Source organism: Bradyrhizobium sp. CCGUVB23, from assembly GCF_024199885.1.
In the GTDB taxonomy this organism is placed as follows: domain Bacteria; phylum Pseudomonadota; class Alphaproteobacteria; order Rhizobiales; family Xanthobacteraceae; genus Bradyrhizobium.
The window spans coordinates 2,517,886-2,539,382 of the sequence record NZ_JANADQ010000001.1; the positions used below are offsets into that span (position 1 = coordinate 2,517,886).

General features: G+C 58.8%; 15 protein-coding genes and 2 pseudogenes. 9 read left to right on the forward strand and 8 right to left on the reverse strand.

Annotated elements, in window-relative coordinates; genetic code table 11:
* Positions 1 to 966, forward strand: a complete 966-nt coding sequence (locus NLN62_RS11530; protein WP_254108829.1) for a LysR family transcriptional regulator — start codon at positions 1 to 3, stop codon at positions 964 to 966.
* Positions 967 to 1,481: 515 nt separating this feature from the next.
* Positions 1,482 to 1,994 (forward strand): Mpo1-like protein, encoded by a 513-nt coding sequence (locus tag NLN62_RS11535; RefSeq protein WP_254108830.1) that lies wholly within the window; start codon positions 1,482 to 1,484, stop codon positions 1,992 to 1,994.
* Between the two features lie 385 nt (positions 1,995 to 2,379).
* On the opposite strand, the gene NLN62_RS11540 is transcribed toward NLN62_RS11535, so the two are convergent.
* On the reverse strand, positions 2,380 to 3,198 hold the full coding sequence (locus NLN62_RS11540) for a calcium-binding protein (protein WP_254108831.1): 819 nt from the start codon (positions 3,196 to 3,198) through the stop codon (positions 2,380 to 2,382).
* Positions 3,199 to 3,393: 195 nt separating this feature from the next.
* Here NLN62_RS11540 and NLN62_RS11545 point away from each other — a divergent pair, with 195 nt between their 5' ends.
* Positions 3,394 to 3,672, forward strand: coding sequence for a hypothetical protein (locus NLN62_RS11545; protein ID WP_254108832.1), 279 nt, complete (start codon positions 3,394 to 3,396; stop codon positions 3,670 to 3,672).
* Between the two features lie 221 nt (positions 3,673 to 3,893).
* Here the strand turns inward: NLN62_RS11545 and NLN62_RS11550 are convergent, their stop codons facing one another.
* The 3 genes from NLN62_RS11550 to NLN62_RS11560 all read right to left on the reverse strand — a co-directional run bounded on the left by NLN62_RS11550 (position 3,894) and on the right by NLN62_RS11560 (position 6,247).
* Positions 3,894 to 4,214, reverse strand: coding sequence for a DUF736 domain-containing protein (locus tag NLN62_RS11550; protein WP_254108833.1), 321 nt, complete (start codon positions 4,212 to 4,214; stop codon positions 3,894 to 3,896).
* A gap of 555 nt (positions 4,215 to 4,769) precedes the next feature.
* The gene (locus NLN62_RS11555) at positions 4,770 to 5,195 is read right to left on the reverse strand and encodes a hypothetical protein (RefSeq protein ID WP_254108834.1); all 426 of its coding nucleotides are present in this window, start codon (positions 5,193 to 5,195) and stop codon (positions 4,770 to 4,772) included.
* An 806-nt stretch (positions 5,196 to 6,001) separates the two neighbouring features.
* Positions 6,002 to 6,247, reverse strand: a complete 246-nt coding sequence (locus tag NLN62_RS11560) for a hypothetical protein (protein WP_027521965.1) — start codon at positions 6,245 to 6,247, stop codon at positions 6,002 to 6,004.
* A gap of 1,422 nt (positions 6,248 to 7,669) precedes the next feature.
* Between NLN62_RS11560 and NLN62_RS11565 the strand changes: the two genes are divergently transcribed.
* The gene (locus NLN62_RS11565; protein WP_254108835.1) at positions 7,670 to 7,876 is read left to right on the forward strand and encodes a hypothetical protein; all 207 of its coding nucleotides are present in this window, start codon (positions 7,670 to 7,672) and stop codon (positions 7,874 to 7,876) included.
* 277 nt (positions 7,877 to 8,153) lie between these two features.
* Here NLN62_RS11565 and NLN62_RS11570 read toward each other — a convergent pair whose 3' ends face one another.
* Positions 8,154 to 9,092: a DUF2493 domain-containing protein gene (locus tag NLN62_RS11570; protein WP_254108836.1), complete on the reverse strand. Its 939-nt coding sequence runs from the start codon at positions 9,090 to 9,092 to the stop codon at positions 8,154 to 8,156.
* 137 nt (positions 9,093 to 9,229) lie between these two features.
* On the opposite strand from NLN62_RS11570, the gene NLN62_RS11575 reads away from it, so the two are divergent.
* Together NLN62_RS11575 and NLN62_RS11580 are read left to right on the forward strand one after the other, a co-directional pair.
* The gene (locus tag NLN62_RS11575; RefSeq protein WP_254108837.1) at positions 9,230 to 9,490 is read left to right on the forward strand and encodes a hypothetical protein; all 261 of its coding nucleotides are present in this window, start codon (positions 9,230 to 9,232) and stop codon (positions 9,488 to 9,490) included.
* Between the two features lie 167 nt (positions 9,491 to 9,657).
* A complete protein-coding gene (locus tag NLN62_RS11580; protein ID WP_254108838.1) occupies positions 9,658 to 11,520 on the forward strand; it encodes a trehalose-6-phosphate synthase in 1,863 nt (620 codons plus the stop codon).
* 1,009 nt (positions 11,521 to 12,529) lie between these two features.
* Here the strand turns inward: NLN62_RS11580 and NLN62_RS11585 are convergent.
* On the reverse strand, positions 12,530 to 13,588 hold the full coding sequence (locus NLN62_RS11585) for a nucleotidyl transferase AbiEii/AbiGii toxin family protein (RefSeq protein ID WP_254108839.1): 1,059 nt from the start codon (positions 13,586 to 13,588) through the stop codon (positions 12,530 to 12,532).
* Positions 13,585 to 14,274, reverse strand: coding sequence for a DUF6088 family protein (locus tag NLN62_RS11590; protein WP_254108840.1), 690 nt, complete (start codon positions 14,272 to 14,274; stop codon positions 13,585 to 13,587). Before NLN62_RS11590 ends, NLN62_RS11585 begins: the two co-directional genes overlap by 4 nt.
* 1,904 nt (positions 14,275 to 16,178) lie before the next feature.
* On the opposite strand from NLN62_RS11590, the pseudogene NLN62_RS11600 reads away from it, so the two are divergent.
* The 3 genes and pseudogenes from NLN62_RS11600 to NLN62_RS11610 all read left to right on the forward strand — a co-directional run.
* A pseudogene (locus tag NLN62_RS11600) lies at positions 16,179 to 16,750 on the forward strand (inner membrane-spanning protein YciB); the annotation flags it as partial.
* Positions 16,751 to 17,932: 1,182 nt separating this feature from the next.
* The gene (locus NLN62_RS11605; protein ID WP_254108841.1) at positions 17,933 to 19,660 is read left to right on the forward strand and encodes an NEL-type E3 ubiquitin ligase domain-containing protein; all 1,728 of its coding nucleotides are present in this window, start codon (positions 17,933 to 17,935) and stop codon (positions 19,658 to 19,660) included.
* Positions 19,661 to 19,911: 251 nt separating this feature from the next.
* Positions 19,912 to 20,061: pseudogene (locus NLN62_RS11610) on the forward strand (IS5/IS1182 family transposase); the annotation flags it as partial.
* 412 nt (positions 20,062 to 20,473) lie between these two features.
* Here NLN62_RS11610 and NLN62_RS11615 read toward each other — a convergent pair.
* On the reverse strand, positions 20,474 to 21,109 hold the full coding sequence (locus NLN62_RS11615) for a Ulp1 family isopeptidase (protein WP_254108842.1): 636 nt from the start codon (positions 21,107 to 21,109) through the stop codon (positions 20,474 to 20,476).
* Between the last annotated feature and the right edge of the window lie 388 nt (positions 21,110 to 21,497).

Genomic DNA, 21,497 nt, shown 5'->3' on the forward strand with positions numbered 1-21,497 from the left:
ATGGCAAAGGATTGGGATCCATTCGCGATTGATTTTGCCGCGATCCGTACCTTGCGCCTGGTGTCGGAACTGGGTTCGTTTTCGAAGGCCGCCGAAGCACTCGGCACCAATCAATCGACGATCAGCTACACCATGGATCGGCTACGCTCGGCGTTCCACGACAAGCTGTTCGTGCGCCAGCGCGGCGGCATCGCACCAACGCCCCGCTGCGTCGAGATCGTCGAATGTGCCAGCCGCCTGCTCGAAGGTTTTGAGGGCTTGATGCAGCCGACGGATTTCGATCCCGCAAGCGCGGCCGGCCGGGTGACAATCGCCTGCAACTATTACGAACGCTCGATCATTCTGCCGCGCACCATCGCCGAGATCAGGCGCCGGGCGCCGCGCCTGGTGCTGGAGATCAAGACCGCGCGCGCCAAAGGTATTGCGTATCTCAAACGCGGCGAAGCCGATCTTCTCCTCGGCCCCTACGACGTGCATGAGGATAGCCTCTATCATCGCCATCTGCTGGATGACCACTATATGTGCGTGATGCACCGCAGCCATCTGCTCGCCGGCAGGAGGCTGCGTGTCGACGACTATGTCAAGGCGAGCCACGCCGTCGTCACCTATGGCGGCACCTGGCGATCAGGTTATCTCAGAGGATTGGATGAACGCGGCCTCTCGCTCAACCAGGTGGTCACGGTGCCGAGCATTTCCGATCTCACCCACATTCTCCCCGGCACGGATCTGATTTCGACGGTGCCAAGCCGCATCGCTTCGAACATCGCCAAATCCGTCGTGGCCACGTCGTGTCCTTTCCCCGAGCCGTTTCAGGTCGGGATGACCTGGACGTCCCGGACGCACCATTCCGCCGCCCACCGGTGGCTGAGGCAACTCATGGCTCGAATTGCCGGCGCTCTGCCGTACAGGGCCGCTCTTGCCGCGCCGTCCGGGCGCAACCTCGGCAGCGCCGATGCGAGAACTTGAATTGCCTGCCCGCCGGCACGTCGGTCTCTCCGCTGCTTTCGAATTTTCGTTCCCCCCTCCTCTATTCTCACGAAGCCGCCTACGTGCCGACGGCCCTTGCACGGCGAACAGTTCCCGGCAGCTCGATCGGCCTCGTGAGTTCCAATCGGACGAGTTCTGGTCGTTACGCCCGCGTGGATCGAAACGAGAAAAACCGACGTTCCCGGTGCCTTGCTGCCCGCTTCAAAGAGCGCTGCTTCCGTGCGGATCGAAGGGGCGCACCACACATACTCCTCGGTCTTGCCCGGCCACCACGAAACGCACGTTTGGCTTTCGCCGACTTCGTCATCAAACACGTTCAAACAATCGAGAGAGCAGGTTATACGAGTCTACCAAGTATGATGTTTTTGGGAGATTTGACGTGAGGCTTTCCTGCGCTTAAGCAGGAGATGTTTTCGACAGTGGGCCAGCATATGCGTTTGGCAAACGATGAATTGCGCCGTGGCCGCGGACACAACGAGCAAGGCGAGCGCGGGATGAACTCCTCTTTCCGTCGACTGCTCGCAGATTACGTGGAGTATCATCGCGATCCCTACAATTGCGCGATGCACGTGTTCGGCATCCTGCTCTTGTTCCTGGCTGCCAGTCTTCCGCTCAGTCTTTGGGTCATCACACTATTCGAGATCCAGATCAGCGTGGCGACCATCGCGCTCACGCCTGTGCTGATCTTTTGGCTCGTGCTCGATTTCGAGCTTGGCGCCGCGATCCTTGCCGCTGTGATCGCATTGCTTGCAGCCGCCGCCGTGATCCTCAACCATGTGACGACCGTCGGGATGTGGTCGCTTGCTGCCACCATAAGTGGGCTCGGTGTTGCATTGCTGATCATTGGGCACTTGGTGTTCGAGCGCCTGCGGCCGGCAATGGTCGACAATCCGACCCATCTGTTGGTCGGACCCATGTTTGTCATGGCGAAGTTGGTTGTCGCGCTCGGCTTTCGGCGCGATCTCGGCATCATCGTCGGGAAGCGTCGCCCGGCCTCTTCCCGTTGAACCATGCTTTCTTGCCACCGTCGCTTCGCAAGGGCCCATTTGATGGGCTACGGCTTTGTGGCTGCAGGTCGATGAAGGTACGGATATAGACCTCTAGCCGCCCGACCGCGAAGTGTGAGCACCTCGTTGGATTTCCTTTCTGGTGCGTTCAGCCAGCCCGGGCTCGATGATTGATCCATGACGCAGACGTCGGCGTAGATTCGGTATGATGCTGTAGCTGTTGAGGGAACTACGCTCCGATCTTAGGTATCTGGTGCTTTCGAGACAGATCGTGAGCGCAACATTGAAATTGGAAATCATCTTCGTCGAGGTGCGGCAGCATCCTTATCGCACCAGAGGGTTGATGGCACAAAGCGTCCCGCCGAGATGGCGGGACGTGGCTCTATCAGACGAAGGTAAAGTCTGACGCGGTCAGGTGCAGGTGGGCCAGATCGGCCACACCTTGAACACTGCCCAGATGGGCGAATTCGTCCACGTGGTTCGCGGACGTGACAAAGGCCAAATTCGCGGTTTGGGTCTGGTAGTCGTGGTAGACGATGATGTCGCCGGCGTTCTCGCCGGAGATCGCACTCGCCGCCTGAGTACCGGAGGCGAAAGACCGATCAGTGATCACCACCACGTGTTCGCCATTGGCACCGGAGGCCGGGCCGCTGTAAAAGGTGTCAACCGGATAGCCCGGCTGTTCACTGGCGTGGTTGCCGAAGTTCGCCCTGGAACCGTCGTTATAGAGACCCACAGCATCAAAGGCGAGAGTGTCCTGCGCCGGATCGAAATCCCAGATGCTGGTATTGTCCGGATCCGGCCCGTATTTCGGGTCGAGCCCGGGGATCGGGTCGTGGAACTGGAAGACAAAGGTGTCGTGGCCGGAGCCACCGCTCAGAAAATCCCTGCCGTCACCGGCAAAGAGCACATCATCGCCGGGGCCGCCGTAGAGCTTGTCATTGTCTACACCGATGATGCGCGGTTGGTCGCGGTTATTGCCGCCGTAGTCGCCGCCATAGAGATAGTCGTTGCCCTCTTCGCCGAAGACCTGGTCATTACCGGCACCACCGAAGACGCGGTCATTGCCCTCGCCGGCCGAGATGGAGTCGTTGCCAGGCCCCCCGTCGATCCAGTCATTGCCGCGGGGATCCATCATCAGATCGTCGCCGCTGCTGCCGAAGAGGCTATTGTCACCCGAGCTACCCCAGATAAACCTTTCCATCGCAAATGCTCCTTAGGATTCACCCCCACATCGCTGCCCGATGCCTTCGTATTCCTCGTTAGGACGGCGAAAGAAATCGATTGTTTTGATGGATATCATTTACATTGCGAATGCATTCATATGCGCCTCACGGGCTTAGACTCACACGTGTTCTCCGTCATCGAGGGTCCGTCACCATTCATAAATGAGAGTCGAATGCGCGTGATTGCAACTGCTGCAACCACAGGCGCACGCGAGGGCGAAGCCTGCCCCATCATGCTGATGGTGACGTTCTGGCAAGTTTCCACATTCCTTGATGCGTCAATCGAATTCTCGCGCGATAAAGCTCGCAGAACTTGTGAGCCGAGAGCTGATGTCGTCTCCTTGGGTCTCCAAGAACCGGAAACCAAGTCCAGAGAGCGGAGCGGGCGACCTGATGCCTGGCGCCTGAATGGCCGGACATCTCAGTCGCCGTTAGATTTTTCCGGTTCTTGAGAGACTAAACGCGCCTTTGGCCTTGTTGATCGTTTTCGGCCGCGCTTTCGTGATCCGCTTGCCCCGTTCGCCTTCGAGCGCAAGACGTAGCACCGGCCAGCCGATGCTCGCCGATGGCAACCTTATTCTTGGCCATAAGCCCTCCTCGCACGTGACTTGGGTGCGCCTACCCAAGAGAGCGCCCCGCCCGATTAGATCGGGCGGGGCGGGTGATGCGAGGCTTACTCGCCGGTCTTGCGCGGCCGCGACCAGAGCAGCGTACAGCCTTCGCCGTCTTCATCGTCGAACAGGTTGGCGTAGATCGGCGCGTTGAACGAGGGGTCATCGAGCTTGAGCGAGAGGTAGTCGCGGCCTTCCTCGGAGCGCTTGGACCATGCCGCCCCGATTTCTGCCCGGCCCACATAGACGCGGTGGCTGGGAGCGTTCTCGTTCGAGCGGTTGGCCTCGGCGACGATGCGGACGCCCCTGGCCTGTAGGCTCAGCGTGACGATCTCGCCCTGGAAATCGGCGCCGACCTTCTTGAAAGAACCGATGGTAGCCATGTGACTTCTCCTTGGTTTGTTTCGAGCCCCGCGACCACCGCGGCCTCGATGGCGATCTGACGGCCGAAGACGATCGGCGACGCACCCGCGTCTTCCCGCGGGCCGGAGCGTTAAGCGGAGGATGCCGGCGGGGAGACTTTCTTGCCTCGCGAGGAATGGGCGTAGCCCAGGGGAAGAAAGTCTCCCCGGCGGCGTTGCGTCTCAGACGATCGAGGCGCAGCCGGTCTTCGGCCAGATCAAGCCAACGAGGCGAGGTGCGTCCGAGCGCTGAACACAGACTTAAGCGGGAAAGACGTGGCAGACCTCGCTTTGCAACACAAGAAGGCGGTAGGTTTCGGCGCAGAGAAAGAAAGAGCGTGCGGGAAAAGGCGACGTTACCGCCAGGTAAAAAGCCGCAACCAAGCCCCTCCCACTGGCCCCGTGACAGGGCCGAATGAGGCCGGCACAGTCCGATTGAGCGCTACGAAGTCCGCCCTTTCCCGAAGAGCTCCTGCAATGAGGCCTCGGCGCCCACAGAGGAAAAGCAACCGAGATGTAGCGGCCAGAGGCGATTCCTCAGGCGTCGCGGACGAGAGAGCCGGTTGATGCAGAATGGGTCAACCTGCCCGACGCCGCATCTGGCCCGCTCAAGGTAGTGATCTGCGTCCAGGCCTTCCCGGCGATGAAGATTGCGCCGACGCATGCGAAGACCTCACGCCAGAACGGCGAGGATACGCCGATCTGCGATAAGGCGAGCATGACATGGTATCCAGAAATTCCTGCCGGAATGGCAAATACTCCGCCAATCATGCCGCGCAAGATGATCGGCCGCGCCATAGAATGGGCGAATTGACCAATGGCGAGCATCGAGGCGGCACTGATGATGGCGACAATGAGCGCGCCAGTCATCCCGGCGCCGCGCTCCAATGCCATTGCAGCGGCGCTGACCGCAACAAAGAATGGGAGGGCATAGACTGCGAGAGCAAAGATCAGCCAGAACAAGAGGCCGAGCCCAACGAGATTGAGGGCAAGTCCAAGGGCAAGCACGGTGGTGGTTCCCGCTCGAGAGAGTACGGACTGCGCCTTCCACCACCACCACGGCGCGACTGATTGTATAGAACCAAAACGTGATCAAATCGCGGCGCAAACTGATGCAGGTTTTGTAGCGATTGAGGTCTCGAGGACAATTCGACCGCTGCGTCCGATTCTTGTTGGAATCGACCAAAGCGGGCTTGCGAGCGGTCCTTGGCAAACTTCCAAATCGGATCGCGTTCTAGCCCGATAGCTTTTGCGGAGTTCGAAACCCCTTTCCCCCTCCGCAAGTGCCGCTACTCGCAAAACGCGTCCGGCACCACATCAGCGTTTTGGCGAGCTCGAGCGCTGGACAGGAATGAAGCGTATCGTCCGAATGGATCTTCGACCCATCGACGATTGACGTCAGACCGATGCCAGCTCTGCATTCACCTGCAGCGCCGCTTGGCTGGTGCGTCAAACACGACAAGGTGATCGAAATGGCCGATCGACGATAGCGAGGCGCTGCTCGCAACTTGTGATCCTGCGAGCCGAACACGAAAAAGCATCCGATCGAAATCGCGCTGTGATCGTGCCCGCCCTTGCGCCGAGGGATGCCGGTTTCACGACAGCTCCCTTAGGCTCCCTCGCAACGGTATCAAAGGCACAATGATTGGCATCGCTGCACAGATCAAAGACAGGATGGGCTTGTCAGACTGCGAGCTGGACCCGACATCCTGCTTCCTTCCGTCACTCAGATCGTGTGATGAGCGAGACGTGATGGATCACGCGTCAACTCAGTGTGGGTGCCCCTCGCCTCGGCCGATGAACTCCAACACCGTCTCGGCCTTGTTGATCTCACGTGAGATACGCTCCAGTACCCGGATCGTAGATGCCTGCGTCGGGATCAGACCCGCTCTTTCGTACGCAAGCTCCAAATGATGCATCACCTGTTCGTTGGTAGGAGCGGCCCGGCTCTGCAGCGCGCTGATTGTCAATGATGCGAGCATGTGCTCGACCACGCTTTTTTCGGCCTGTATCAATACTGCTTGCCTCTCTGGTCGTTCTCGACTTTTTGAGATCGATTATCGGCAAAAGTGTGTGCATTCCGAACCATCGGCGCACCGATTGGCGCGTACGTTGTGGATTGGCAACGCGCATGATGCGGAGGATTTCGCCGAAGGCCCCGACATCCGCGGGCGGAGAAGTGCTAGCACCGGAAAGCAATTGGTAAAGATCAGGCCAAGGCATCTGTCCAAGGCATCCGTCTTGGCTCGAAGCGTGTCGCTCAAGGAGTCAGTCAAGACAGCGAAAGGACGATCAGAAATCGTGACACGAATCCGAATCTTGGTCGGTTCTGTGCGCGTCGCACCGTTCTGCGTACCGGGCTAGCTTGTCGTATTCCTCGGCGACTTTCAGGAGCCTGTCTCTGGGTTTGCCGGGGCTGAGCGAGTCCGCTTTGAGACGCGTTGCGAGCGCACGACTGCGCCAGAGGTGTGGATCGTAGATTGGTCTGTATGGCATGTCGACGACGATGCATTTCGCAGATCAAGAAAGTACGACGGCCGACCTCCGTATCATTACGTAGGCTGCGATTCGTAAGCCCACAGCTCACTGATCTTGAAAACTGGCGGCAACGGACGAGCACGCGCTTTTGGGATCAGTTGGCGCTCGTCATCCGCAACGTCGGTGCTGGCGAGCGCGAGCTCGTGATGATGCGGGAGGTGATTTGCCGTACAAACCGGAACCGGCGGCGCACCGGTAACAAACGTCGGCGATGCCGCCTCGTTCGCAACCGGCTCGCCTGGCGGAATCCGAAAGAACCGCTTTCGCGGTAGCGGTCAACAGCTTTGCCGAATACGCGACAGAGTCAGATCCGACGATCAGGTTGGCCTGGCTTGCTCTGGCAAGCTCGCGGTCGCTGTTCGCCCTCGCCGGATGGTGGCACTGCCTATCCGTTTCCCCATTCGGCGCCGTAGAGCCTACGCATCTCGGCATAGGCACGGCGGATCATTGCGCACTTGAACAGACGGTCCACGATTACGCAGGCTGCAAGCGCAAATAGGCCGGCCATACAATCGTTCGTCCAACTCCAGTAGACATTCGAAACCATCACGGGGAAAAACGCGACCAGCATCGCACCTTTGCAGATCCATCGCATTTTTTTGAAATCTCCCAGCCTGAGCGCGCACCAAAAGCTGCCCATCCGAGCAAAATAATAGCACAAAAGGTCGCAGAAGTTCTTCGCTCGCCTACACCGGCAGGTGCAGGAACTCAACGTAAAAGGCCGAGTGCGCGAGGAAAACATGCGCCGAGTTCGACATCATGTCCGAGGAAACATCGGGCGGCGGCCGGCCAAAGATTCACATTTGTCATGGCGGCGCCTTCTGGGTATGTGTTGCTTGGTGTGTGTTGCTTGGTATGTGTTTCTTGGCCTGTGTTACTTTCCTGCAATGAGCGTTGAGATGGAAAACTGTGTGATTGTGCGTGCTTACGGAAGAGTACTGGATCAGTTGCGCGAGGAGGCATCTCGCGTTTCGAAAGGACACAAGACGGACTGGTGGATCGAGCGTGGTGACAAAGGGGTAAGCTTTTGCTTCGAGGACGCCGAAGCGAAAAAGGCTTTTGCGTCGATCTGCGAAAATCTCGCTATTTCGTACACGGAAGCTTAGACAGGCGATCCAAATCAAAGGCCGGCTGGAAAATAATTGATAGATACGGCCGGGATGACTCGGCGCCCGATATGCGCGCGCTTTTTCGGCACGGCAACGACCGGAGCAGCACTCTTTCTGGATCACTTTCCGCGTGAATAGTGGAACTCCAAGGAAGCGAACAAGGAACGAAGAGGACCGGCCCACCCGCTCGGTGTCTCGATGCACCATCGAACCCTGCGCCATCGATCCTTTCAACGTGCCGCACCATAGCTTTCAGCGTCAACCAGGACGGCGCTCACGCGCCGTCCTTGCCAAACTTCCAGACCGGGATACCGAGCTTCTTCGCCTTGTCGGCGAGGTTGTCCTGGATGCCTGTGCCCGGAAAGTGCATGACTCCGATTGGCATGACGTCGAGCATCGCGTCGTTACGCTTGAATGGTGCGGCCTTCGCATGTTTCGTCCAGTCCGGCTTGAAGGCGATCTGCGGCACCTTGCGATGGGTGGCCCATTTGGCAGCGATCAATTCGGCGCCTTTCGGCGAGCCGCCGTGCAGGAGAACCATATCGGGATGTTTTGCGTGGACCTTGTCGAGGCGATCCCAGACGAGCGAAACGTCGTTGAATTCGAGCCCACCGGTGAGTGCGACCTTTGGCCCAGGTGGGAACAACACCTCGGTTTCGGCCCTACGCCTGGCAGCGAGAAAATCGCGGCTGTCGATCATCGCGGCGGTGAGGGTACGATGGCTGACGATTGACCCGGAGCGCGGCCGCCAAGGCGAACCGGTGTGGACTTCGAAGCGTTCGGCAGCCTGGTCGCGAAAGAGCTCCATGGCGTTGCGGCGTTCGATGAGCGTAATGCCCTGGGCGATGAGTCGTTCGAGCTCGACGGATCGCACCTCCGAGCCGTTCTGCTCGCGTTGGCTCTTCTGCTGCGCCTGCTCGTTGGCGTCGAGCTCGTGTTCAATGCGGCCCGCTGCGCGATGGAAGAGATTGACGGTCGACCAGAGCAAGTCCTCGAGGTCAGGTTCCAGGCGCGTGTCATTCAACGTCGCGACGAGCGCATCGAAGATATCGGCGACGGCGCCGGTGATCGCCATGCTCTCGGGAAGCAGCCGTGGATCTGGCTCGTCATGCAAGGGACGATATCCGAAGAGTTGAAGTTCGGCGAGAACGTGATCGGTCGGGGACGAAGCAAAGAGCGGCTCGAATTGAGGGTCGTCGTTGTCGGTCGTCATGGGTGAGGTCCTTTGCCGGATCGGCCGCGCCCATCGCGGCCTTCGTGGCGATCACATGACGGCGAGTGGAACGGAACAGCACCCGTAGCAAAGCGGAGGGCCGAAGCAGAGCGGAGGATGGCAGAGGCACAGCTATTTTGATTCGCGATGCAAAGGCGCGGAACGCGCCGGCGGAAAATAGCTGTGTCGCTGCCATTGCCGGCCCGTACCGCTTGCCGTTCGATCGCCTTCTAGAAGGCATGGGGGGCGGCTCTATCCGCGCGGCGACCCCACAGGGAGCGATCATGACGAGCATCGCTAAGACCATCCGCATTGAACCGACATCGAAACGCGACCGGACGCATGAATTGCGCGGCGGCTTTCATTTTGGAGCTGATCGACGAGATCAGCTCTCGTAGCAGGCGCTTCAGCGCGATACCGGCATCAACATGTGGAGCAAGAAGCGTGAAGGTGGCGAAAGGACACGATGCGGGGCAGTGGCTCTAACACTCGTCAGATTCCAGAAAGCTATGCCTGCTAGCTGACAAGAAGAATCTGCGAGGCTGTATCAACACGGAGATACGGAATGGATCGAATTTCTGACACACTCAACGCAGCAGCGTCGGTTCCCGATGGTACATTATACGCCACTGAGCAACATGAACGAATAGACCAGGCGGTCTTCGACCAGCAACTGAGCGCGCCACCACCGGGACAAGAGCCACAAGGCGATACAGGTCCTGCCGGTCCTGGTGTCTCGGTGCAGTCCGAGGTCAACCGCAATGCGACAGCCCAGCAATCAGACATGAAGCTTGTCGTCATTTCGAACCGCGTTTCGCCCTTCGACCCCACTAAAGCCCAGACCGGGGGGCTTGCCGCGGCCCTCGAGCCCGTCGTGGAACGTTCCGGCGCGATCTGGATAGGCTCGTCGGACAAGCAGAGCGATAAGACTGACCGGTCCCTGTCACTCGAGAAGATTGGCGAAGGTCACGTGGCCAGGCTCGATCTGCCGGCCGTGCCCCATCGTGGCTATTATCGAGGTTTTTCGAATTCGATGCTGTGGCCGGTGCTCCACTCCCTCGCCGACCGCATCTCGGGCGAGGAAGGTGACTACGAAAGCTATCGCGCGATCAACGACCATATGGCGCACGTGGCGTTCAACTTGCGGGATCGGGACGCATTCTGGGTGCATGATTATCATTTAATTCCGCTCGCGGCTGATCTGCATAAAATCGGCGTCGACCGGCCGACCGGCTTCTTCCTCCATACGCCATGGCCGACGCCTGACATGATCGAACGAGTGCCCAATCATCGTGAACTGATGAAATCGATGCTGGAGTACGATCTGATCGGCTTTCAGACAAAACGGGACGTGAGCAATTTCCTCGCCTGTCTGAAGTCACATCTCGGGCTGGAGAGCAAGGATGGCGTGGTGCTCACGGAGCGTGGCCAGTCGCGATGTCAAAATTTTCCAATCAGTATCGATCCGAAGCAGTTCACAGAACATCTTCCTGCAGAGCTTCCTGCCGAGGAGGAAGCAAAAGTCTCGTCTTTGCTGGAGCAGCTCAGGGGCCCCAAGCTTGCGATCGGCGTCGACCGGCTCGAGTATACCAAGGGTATCGACAAGCGGGTCGAAGCCTTCAACCACGTCTTGACGGCCAATCCGGGCAGCATCTCGCTCCTGCAGATCGCGCCCCCCTCACGCGCCGACATCGAAGCGTATCAGGAGTATAGCAAAGATGTCGAGAAAGCGATCGACCAAGTCAATACCGAGCATAGCACGGACAATTGGAAACCGATCCACTACAAGAACGAATCCTTCAGCCAGGCTGCACTCGCCCGTCTTTACCGCGCCGCGGACGTTGGTGTTGTGGCGCCATTGGCCGACGGCATGAATCTGGTGGCAAAAGAATATGTTGCCGCACAAGATCCGGACGATCCCGGCGTTCTGGTTTTGTCGAAGTTTGCCGGTGCGGCTGAAGGTTTCAATGAGGATGAAGCACTACTCATAGATCCGAACCGCCCGGAAGACATCGCAGCCGCGATATCCAAGGCGGCAGAGATGCCGCGCGATGAGCGGATCAAGCGCTGGCGGTCGATGATGGACAAACTTGAAGCCTATACAATCCACGATTGGGCGGCGGACTACCTTGCGAAGCTGGACGACAGCCGGGTCACCCTGCCGGCCGATCACTTCCCATATCTCGGTCTAGGCTGGACCAACGAGAGTCAAATGCCCCTGTACCCGAACTATTCCGAGGCGGCGGTCGCCTATGCGGCGGTGGATCCGGCCGATGTCGAGTTGAAGCAGGCCGCCTATGCCAATATGAAGACGGCCTTTGACGAGTTAGCGGGCCCGCTGACGCACACACAGGATCGACTTTGGGTGCTGCCGAACAATGGTGTAGACCAAATGGGAGGCGCGACCGAAGGATCGATCGAGCAATAGGATCGTCCTTGGTCAAAACTGAAAGATGCCCTCAGCACTCCAGCTGTATTTATACCTGAGTCGGCTTTGCCATCGATGCGTGGAATTGCGCTGACCTCCGCCTCGAAAACGAAAGGAGTTGCAAGCGCGAGCAAGAGAGTCACAAAAGCGCGATGTGTCATTCTGTGGCCGATGACGAGACTGTCGCCTGGGGCCAGGCGCGCGCCAGGGGCGCATCGCCTCATCGAAAATGGCACCCGCAAGAGCGTGAGCATAGCGACGCCGAAGGCGGCACGCGGGACCGAGTGCCGCGAGGAGACCGGTTAAAAGGGCACCCGGGACAGGGGCAGTGATAGCGACGCCGGCATACTTCGTCATGCCGGTGGGCCCCTTTCCCGAGTGTCCCCGGCGAGGAGCTCAGGATGTCTTACGCGAGGGATTGCTACCCGAAGGGGCCGAGACCCGAGTGCTACCCGAAGGGGCCGAGACCCGAGTGCTACCCGAAGCGGCCGAGACCCAAGGCTCGGTGAGCGCAGCGAGTAAAGCCGGGCCGCCATCGGCGGACGCGCCCACAAAGCTAGAACCCACAAAGCCAGTCCGCACACCGCTTCCCGCGATCATGCCGTTGAAAGGATCGGCAGGCTCGCGCCGATTCAGAGCATCCGCAGGGCCGTGCTTACCTTGCGCGCCCGTAATGGCGCTCAGCGCGATCGGCGTGCCTAAAGCGCAATGAGATTGGAAGGAGTGGTCTTCGCACTTCGGACTATTATGATTTCCGCACGAACGCGCCGCGCGCGTCGCCTGGGAACGCCGCTTCACACTTGTCCGAATCACGCTCTGGCTAGGAGAGCGCGGCTTGCCGGTGCTGATCGTCGGCGGCGGCGGCCTATTCGGGTGTTCGATCCGGCAGGATGGCCGAGTCCGACGTTCTAAAGCATGATCCGGAAAAGTGCGAAGCGGTTTTCCGGAAAGATCATGCGCAAACAACAACCTAAAGCGCGATGATGATTCATCCTGATCTCATCGCGCTTTAGTTTCCGGGATTAGGTCGAGTGTTCAAGGTCGCTTCCGCTTCTGCGATTCGTTCGATGATGTCTTCGAACGGTGGGATTTCTCCGAAGATCATGCCGGCCATCTTGTCGTAATCTTCCTTCAAGGGGCCGAGCATGCCCTCGGGTGGCGCGATGCCGAACGTCCCGGGAGTAGCCAGATCGAGGTCGAGAGGCTTTCGATCGAAATAAAGACGAGCGTGATCAGCGCAGCTCTTCGCGAGCTCGAGGTCGGCCATCGCACTCATGCCATGTTCTGAAGCGAGAAGCCGATAGACGTCGTAATAGTGACGCGAGAGCCGCTGCCCGTCCTTGTAGAGTTCATCTCTGTTTTGAAACCAGTGCCGCTGTCCGTGAAGAATGATGATCTTGTCCCAAAATGTCCGTTGCGGCTTGATCGTGAGCACGTTTTGGATTGCAAGATTTAGCCCCTCCGCGTCTATTGCAGAATAAGGAGCGATGGTCCTTACTTCGTGGGGATCGAGCGCCGACTTCGCTCCCGATTCGATCTTCACGACGCGTCGTATGTAACCGTCCTTAGAATCTCTGAACGCGCTCGGGTAATGGAACAGCAGTGACTGGCCGTCCGGGTCGTCTGGATCTGGCTCGATTTTGAACTGCAATTCCTCGAGCTCTCTGGTGGCCACGCTCGTGAGGGCGCTCTTGAAATCGCCATTGATGAAGCCGCCGCAGCGCCTTTTGATCTCATCCAGCTTTCGGCTCCGTTGCTTGGACCCCAGCGCACGCAATTCATCGTCAGAAGGAAAGTCCTCACCCAGTAGGTCGGTGCGGAACACGGTTATGTCGATGTCCTCTGAGAACCGCTGTATCAGATCGAATGCCTTGGATAGGGACGTACCACCCTTGAAGAGGAGCCGCGGCTTGATAGGAGCTTTGTTGTAGAGCACATCAAGGGTCCAGCAGACCCAGAAGTCCTTTTCGACGTTCTCAGGTGCGCATCCGAGACGTTGGCCGGTCTGCTGGAACAACCCCCGTCGGTCCTCGGTCCTTGCCTGGATGATTTTCGGCATGTCGTTCATGAGCGGATTCCCAGGGCATGCGTGGACCGCCGCGAAGGATCGGTGTCCGGCTCCATCGTGTCAGACTTAAGGAGGTCTTTGACGACGGGCACTAACCAGACGGGCAGATCGCCAAGGTTGTCTTGCAGATCCTTCCGGATGCGGTCTCCGGCATCACCCTTGTTCAAGATGGCCTTCAGACGCTTTGTGATCCTGTCCCCATCTGACGAAAGAACGTCTCGCAGCCAAATGAGAGCCTGTACGACCTGGGCAGCAGGTCGGTTGGCCCACACGAGGCGGCTCGGTGCAACTTGCTTAAACTCGATGATCATTCTGTCGAGCTTGATCGGTTTGACCCGAGCGTCCGTCCACACGACGACTTTTGAGGGAACCGCGTTGGTGAGGCCAAGGTTGTTGGCGGCGGTTATTCCGTCGACTAGGACCTTAGTGCCATCTCGCCGTGCGACAGCCTGGATCACCGACTTGTAGTCGGGTGGCGAGAACTTCTTCGTGAGTTGGTTCGTGTGGGGAACGTCGTACAGACCGTGATCGATGCGACGTATCCGCTTATTGCTCTGAAGCCTGTGAAGAGCGACGTCGATAGCCGATCGCGTTCCGATGTCCGCAAAGTCGCGTGCAGTCCACACTTTGGTGGACTGGGAATCTTGAGTCATTCTATCGTAGATGCGGTCCGCAATGCTGGCCATGGCAACCCCTTGTAAGAAATATACAGCACAAATCTTACATAAGCAAGCAAGTTGTAAGAAAATTATCACATATTTCTTACAAACCGGCCATTTTGTAAGAAAAACTCTGCAAATTTCTTACAAACTAAAACCTGTTCGTAACTCTCGCCAGGCGAAAACGTGGCTCCGCCCTCAGCTTCGAGCACAAGCCGCGGCAAATAGGATCGAGCTCCTCCTGCTCCAATGTTTTCGCGCGGTCCTTAGTCAAGTACGGGGCTAGCTCGGCGATGCACGATTGCGGCGGACGGCGCGCCGGAGCGGCCTCTTCAAGGGGACCTTGCCGAATTGCTCGGCGATCTCCGCGTAGAGCTGGACGCACCGACCTGTGGAACCCACTCCACGCGGCTCCATCAATGATGTGTCAGTGGCGATGACGACTTGACGCTCCTATTCTTCCGACAAGCCACGTCAAACTAATGTCATGCCCGAAGCAGGTTTGAAGATGAGATTGAGAATACGCCGTCCAGATCATGCGGGTTCTTCTCGAAAAATGAACGTGGTCGCCGTTGGTCCATTGTGAGACCTGCCGATCTTGTAAGCTTCTCGCAAGGTTACCCTGCCAGCATGAGAGCCAGGAACTTTGGATTGCAGGCAGTTGAGTGAGCGTGTTGTGAAATGAACAGTTACGCAAAGCTCGACATCAACCGAAAGTTCGGCATCCTTCCAACCGACGGATTGGACGCGGGCTCCTCAAACGTCCTCCGCCCTCACATCCGAATATAGCGCTATGCAGCTCAACAACTCTTCATCATCCGCGAGTGCGGACCCAACTCGATTCGTACTTGTTTCGCAGCACCACGGCCCTGAAACAATCCGTGCAGTCGCTCGGCCAGATTCGGCAAGGCGCAACCTTCCCTTCGAGGCAATCTTGTCCATTTGCGCGCACAAAGACCAGCCCGATTGCCCCCCTCACGCCAGCGGATCTAAAGCCGCCAGATCCAAAATCAACGGTGGATGATCTGCTGGATCTGCCGTTGGCGGATATGAGCGGCGATTGAGACGGGAGGGATCACGATTCCAAGTCGCGATCTTCGAGTCACGCTTTTCAGGTCACGATTTCCAAGGCTGCCTTCGGGGCCAAATTCATGGCGCCGTCGGATAATACGTGTCACAGGAGTCTACATATTGGCGGCTGCATTTCACGACTGAACGTACGGCGCGCGCGCAGCCAGGACTATGGACCCACTCAGGAAACCGAGTTTGTGCTCACCCTGAGTCCGCGCCATCAAGTCCGCCTCCATCCAGTATTGAATTGCAGCGCTCGCTAAAATGATCTGGAGAGACCGGCGATGAAGACACATCGAGCCGTGACCGCTCACCACGCATTAACGAGAAGCTCGAGTTGCTCGCTCAAACTCGGAGCGTGCCAGGCAAGCAGGAATTCCATCCAGTCTAATGGAATACGATCAGCAGGTAGCTCCTCACCACCTGTCCGCCAACATACAGCCTGACGAGAAAATTTTGTCGCTCGACATCAACGATTTTCATCATCTGGCGACCAGCCACAACAGACGCTACTCGGGCCTTGACCTTAGGCACATGGACTCGCCTGCCAAGTTTCCGGACGACACTGGACACGATGTTACGGGACGATTGATGAGGTCTCCATATCGATTGGGTGGAAGCTCCAGGTCTTCGCTCGGGATTACAATTTGACACCGAACGCACCGAGTCAGGCTCTACATCACCGGGCGACTTGGTGATGCTGCCTTGAGCGAGGCAAGCAGCGTGCCGGACCGAGGCTGCGGTTAATGCAAGCATGCCATGCGAAGAGCGGGTGTCAACGCAACATTAAATTGCATATTCTACGTCTTAGCGTTATGCGGGTACGAAAGATGGATTTGAAATGGTGACAAACGCAGTTAATGGACAAGACTCACCGCGTAAGATGTTCTTCTTAACCGAGCTCGGTCCGCTGATCGTCTTCTATGGTGTGAACGCGAAATTTCAGCTGTTCGCGGCTACCGCCGCATTCATGGGGGTGACTGTCCTGGCAGAGATCGTCTCCCTCGTGGTGAAGGGTTACATGGCGATCACAGCGCTGATCACCTGCGTCAGCGTGCTGGTATTCGGTACGCTGACGCTGGTGATGCATGACGAGACGTTCATCAAGCTCGATGCAACGGTCGTCAGCGCACTGCTTTCGACGGTTCTCGGCGGTGGACTTCTGTTTGGCCGCTCCTTCATTGTGGTGCTATTGGATCACATTTTCAATCTGACACCGAAGGGCTGGCGTATCCTCACCCTCCTTTGGGCAGCGTTTTTCGCAAGCATGGCGATCTTGAACGAGGTCATCTGGCGAACCCAGAGTACGGATGTCTGGGTGACCTTCAGGGTGTTCGGCATAACGATCTTGAGTCTGCTCTTCGCGACCGGTCTGATGCCGCTGACCAAGCGCTACCATGCCGCGCCTGTGTCGCGTTCCGCTCAATCATCTCCTGTCCAAGTCCACCAGCAATTGCCCGAGTCGAAAGATGTCGAGGGTGTGCCAGGCGAACACGATTCGATTGGACCGCCCGGCGAACATTGAATCAAGCGGCATACCTTTCGGCATGATCCAAAAGACTGATTGGATCTGAATCGAAACAAAGCGATGCACAAAGCCGCAGGCATCCGGCGTCACACTCCCGGCGAAGTTCTTGCCTTGCGTGTCCGTTCGGCGTTGCCCGTTATGAACCTCGATTCGCAGATATAGATGCGTCAATGCTGCAATTCGCTGCACCGTTGCTGATTCGGCAGTGGCGAGCTGATATCTTGCGCCTCGTGAAACGGCGCCGATAGAGTGAGCGTCTGCCGGAAGTCGTGCGCTGGAACGTTGGGGGAGCGGCTCACCTCTAGCAATCGGCGCAATTTTGTGGATGAGGTCGGCAACTATGGCCGTGCAGCAGCGGAAGTCACGGCGCTCTTTCGCACATGAGCTTCTGCGCGTTGAAGAACGACAAGCGGGCGACCGTCACTGCCGCATCGCATGCCCGGCGCGCTCGTGCTGCGGAGTGGACTCGATCAAGTCGAGCAGTTGTCGTTCAGACGTGCAGCCCTTGCTTTTCTTCTTTCGTCCGCACCGTCTGGCTGGCGCGGGTCGAACAGCACGAGGCCGGCCGCGCCCCCCAAAGCGCACCAAGCTCGCCGACCGTGAGCGGAAGCTGCCGGCGCGCCGCCATCGGCACCTGTCAGCTCGAAGCTCTGATTGACCGGTGCCGGCTTTTCTTCAGCGGACTGCTGGCTTCGAAATCTTCGAGAGTTCCATCCGTGCAATTTGGGATCGCTATGGGGTTTGTCAGCTTATCGACAGCAAAACCGGTCAGAGCATGAGAACGTCTCGATCTGGACTGATAGGCCCGGCCTGATCTGCTCAGATCTGGCAGAGGGGAATGATGGATCCCTTTAACAATCTGAAGCGATTGGAGAACTGAGATTTGGTGCGGACGCGCTATCTCTGGCAGCACTGCTCGGTGGGTAAAATGGAGAAACGTGTTGGGCGGTGTTTGACGGGAGCCGATCTTTGAATCGCCTGCTTCATCAGTCGTGGTGATCACCACCAGCGGTGACAGCCGCGAGCTTCGAACAGCGCCGCTCCGGCGCATTCCCTTATGATTTGGCTACCGAAGAGACGGCCTCGATGAATACAGAACAGGTGCAGCTTGGCGCCGGCGCCGCCTCGGAATCTTCCGAGATCGAAACGTCCGATTCCGAAACCTCCGAACCTGGGTCTCCCGCCGCGGCGCGATGGGCCGATGCCTTGACGAATACGCGGGTATCTGCCGCCGACCCCGGCTCGTCCCAGGATCAGATCTTGGCGGGTTGGGCTGCCGAAGAGAGGCAGGCAGAAGGAGAGAACCGGCAAGAGGCGGTTAGTCGAACGAGTGATTGGCGGGAGCAGGGCGATGTCCATGAGAGTCTGGATCTATCTTCCTTGTCCCTGACCGCCTTGCCCGCCCCCCTTCCGACCGATCTCCGGCGGCTCTACGCCATCAGCAACAGGCTGACCAGCCTGCCCGCAGGCCTGCCACCCCGGCTCCGGCGCCTGATGGTCGACAATAACCAGCTAACGCATCTGCCCACCCTTCCGCCAACGCTTCGCGAGTTGGATGCCAGCGGCAACCGGCTGACCAGTCTGCCCGACTTACCAGCCAGGCTCCAGCGCCTGAACGTCGACTACAATCAGCTTACCAATCTGCCCGAGCCCCTCCCCGCAGGGCTCGAATGGCTGAGCGCTAGCCACAACGGACTGACCAACCTGCCGGAGACGTTCCCCGCCGAGCTCTTCTGGCTCGGCGCCAGCGACAATCAGCTGGCCAGCGTTCCCGACACCCTGTTGACGCAGCTAGGCCGCGAGTCCAGCGTTGATTTGGAAAATAATCCGCTGCCTGAGCCGGTGGTGACCCACCTGTCGGCAGCCATGCACGCCGGGGACTATGCTGGCCCGCAGATCTTTCTCTCGATGGACGAAGGCGCGGAGGAAGTTGAGCCGCGGCCCCTGCACGAGGTTGTCGCGGACTGGCTGGAGGGCGAGCCGGCGGCAGTAGCCGCCTGGCAACGCTTCGCCCCAGAGCCGGGTGCCCAGGACTATGCACGTTTCCTCGACAGGCTCCGGGGCACTGTGAACTATAGCAATGACGCGTTCCGGCAGGCGGTGATCGAGGATCTGCGGCAGGGGATGGCAAGGCCGCCATTGCGCGAGCAGCTCTTCGAGCTGGCTTCCGAAGCGAGCATGAGCTGTGAGGATCGTATCACTTTGACCTGGAACCGCATGCAAACCGCACGCGTGAACGCTGACGTCGAAGAAGGCGCCTATGACGGTCGGCTCGACGAATTGCTCCAGCATGGCCGTGTCATGTTCCGCTTGGAAGCGCTGGACAGGATCGCGCGCCAGAGGGTCGATTCGCTCCGCCTTGCCGACCCGGACGCCGAGGTCGACGAGATCGAGGTCTATCTTGCCTACCAGACGCAGCTGCGCGAGCCGCTGGAGCTCTGGCACATCGCCCCGGACATGCGCTTCTTGAATGTCTCTCACGTCAACGAGGAAGACATTGCCAGCGCCGAGACCTCTGTGCGGAGCCAGGAGACGACGGGCTTTGCGGACTATCTGGCAACGAGCTGGCAACCGTGGGAGACGGTTATGAGGCGCATCGCCCCCGAAGACCATGCCGAGATGCAGGCGCGGCTCGCCGAGGCGTCGGGCGAGGAGTTTCAAACCCGCCTGAACCAGGGGCTCGCCGAGCGTGGTCTGATAGGCGATCTCGATGCCGAGCGGGGGCTCGGAGCCGAGATCATTAAAGAAATCGCCCGCGACATCAAAAGTGAGGTCATGCACCGGGTGCTCAGCGATCGCGGCATCGAACTGTGAAGCGTTCTTTGATTGCAAACGGTTGACGATGTCCGCTTCCATGTGACTCCGTCGCAATCGTGATCTTTGGGAGGACGGGACGGCGCCGGGTGAAGAACGCGGATTGACCTGAGAAATAAGCAGGGTTGGTCTTGATATAGTATTCGATTTTACAGGAAAGCGGAGTATTGGACCTCGCTTTCTTGCGTTTTACGATTTTTCTTTTGGGCGATTCGTGATTCCCTGACGGGGTCGTCGACATTGGGAATGCGATGAGCAAGCCACGGGATGATCGCCAGAAAGATCTGTTGCTTCCGGCGCTCGATCAGATCATCGACATCGGTCATCCGCTGGTGCGGTTGGCATCGCTGATCGACTGGAACATCCTGAATGAGCGCTTCAGTTCGGTTTGCAAAGCAGGGTTTCGCAGCTCGGTTTCCATGACTGATCGCGCCGCTTAAGCGCGATCAACCTTCCAAAACGGCCTACCCACGGACCGTCGTCGGATGCGTACCATTCGATGCAGCAATCATTCCTGCAATCATCGGGAGGTTTGCCAATAATCACGGTACGCCCGCACGGACCCGCACGCCATCAAAGCGCGAGCTCAGTTTTTCGTTCGCTCCTTGCGCCACGCGATGGTGCGCCAAGCTTTGGCCGGCAGGCCCAATCGCGAGCGCTTTGACCGTGGCCGGCTAATCTGACGGTCGTGACGCATCAGTTTCGGTGGACGGCTGCGGCCCGACCATGGCTTCAGCGACAAGGGACCGGTGCCGTAAGCCCAGGTCTCGGCGAGAGCCGCTCCAAGCCCAGCTCTATCAGTAGAGGCTGACGTCAACCCGCCAGTCGGTTTCGCAGTGCCAGCCGATCGACGATGAGGTTGTCAAGGTGCAACTCGGCCGGCCGCCATCTTTCCGACAATCGGCTAACCAGCGTCCGCGTGCCATCCACCACGAAGACGCCGCAATCATAGTCGTTCCGCTGCTGGGTCATGCGGACGGGCTCCGGACGCGCACGCAGCCGTTGTGCGAGTATTGCTGCAAGCTCGTCGTTTTGTCCCCGGTGAGAGTCGTAGTGATAGGCAACTGGACTTGCCCGCTCGCGACGGTCAACGAGCAGCAGCGACCAGTGGGTGCCGCGGCGAACCGGATCCGAAGCACTGGCGTCGCTCACTGGCATGAACAGGAAGTCGGCTGTATCGTTACCACCGACATTTACAATGCGCTGGAAGGCGGCGAGCATCACGCTCGCCGACCCCAGGCGCAGTTGATAGTGGGCGATGAGGGGATCGACGAGCCGCGTCCGGGCGGCAAGGTCCGGATTGTTCTGCTGCAAGTCCTGCATCAGCAGTTCGTAATCCCGCAGGATATGCTGGTCGCCCAGCCATTCCCTAGCCCGGAGCACCCGCCCGCTGCGATCGGGGGACGGCGCTTCCAACGCATCGGAGGTTGTGCTCGGAAACGCCGACACAGAATGAGCATCATCTCGCAGTTCCTGCCAGATGGACGGCGACCAAGCGGGCGTCCCGTCGGGAAATAGACTCCAATCAAAGCTGGGCGGTATCTGTGGCGACCAACTTGCCTCGGAGCGCGCAGATTGATCCGACTGCGACGATAGCCCCGACCAGGGAGGGGCGCCCAACCCGGCAGGTGACCGCCCTCCGGCTTGGTCCACCTCGCACCAAAGCTGTTCCTGGTCGTAACTGACCGTTTGCGACCCGGCAGTTTGATCCGATTGCAACGACGGTCCCGACCAAGAACCGTCCCACCCGGCCGTGGCCCGCGATCCGGCTTGCTCCACATCCCGCCAAAGCTGCTCCTGATCGTAATCGGCAAATTGCGCTCCCGCGGGGACCTGC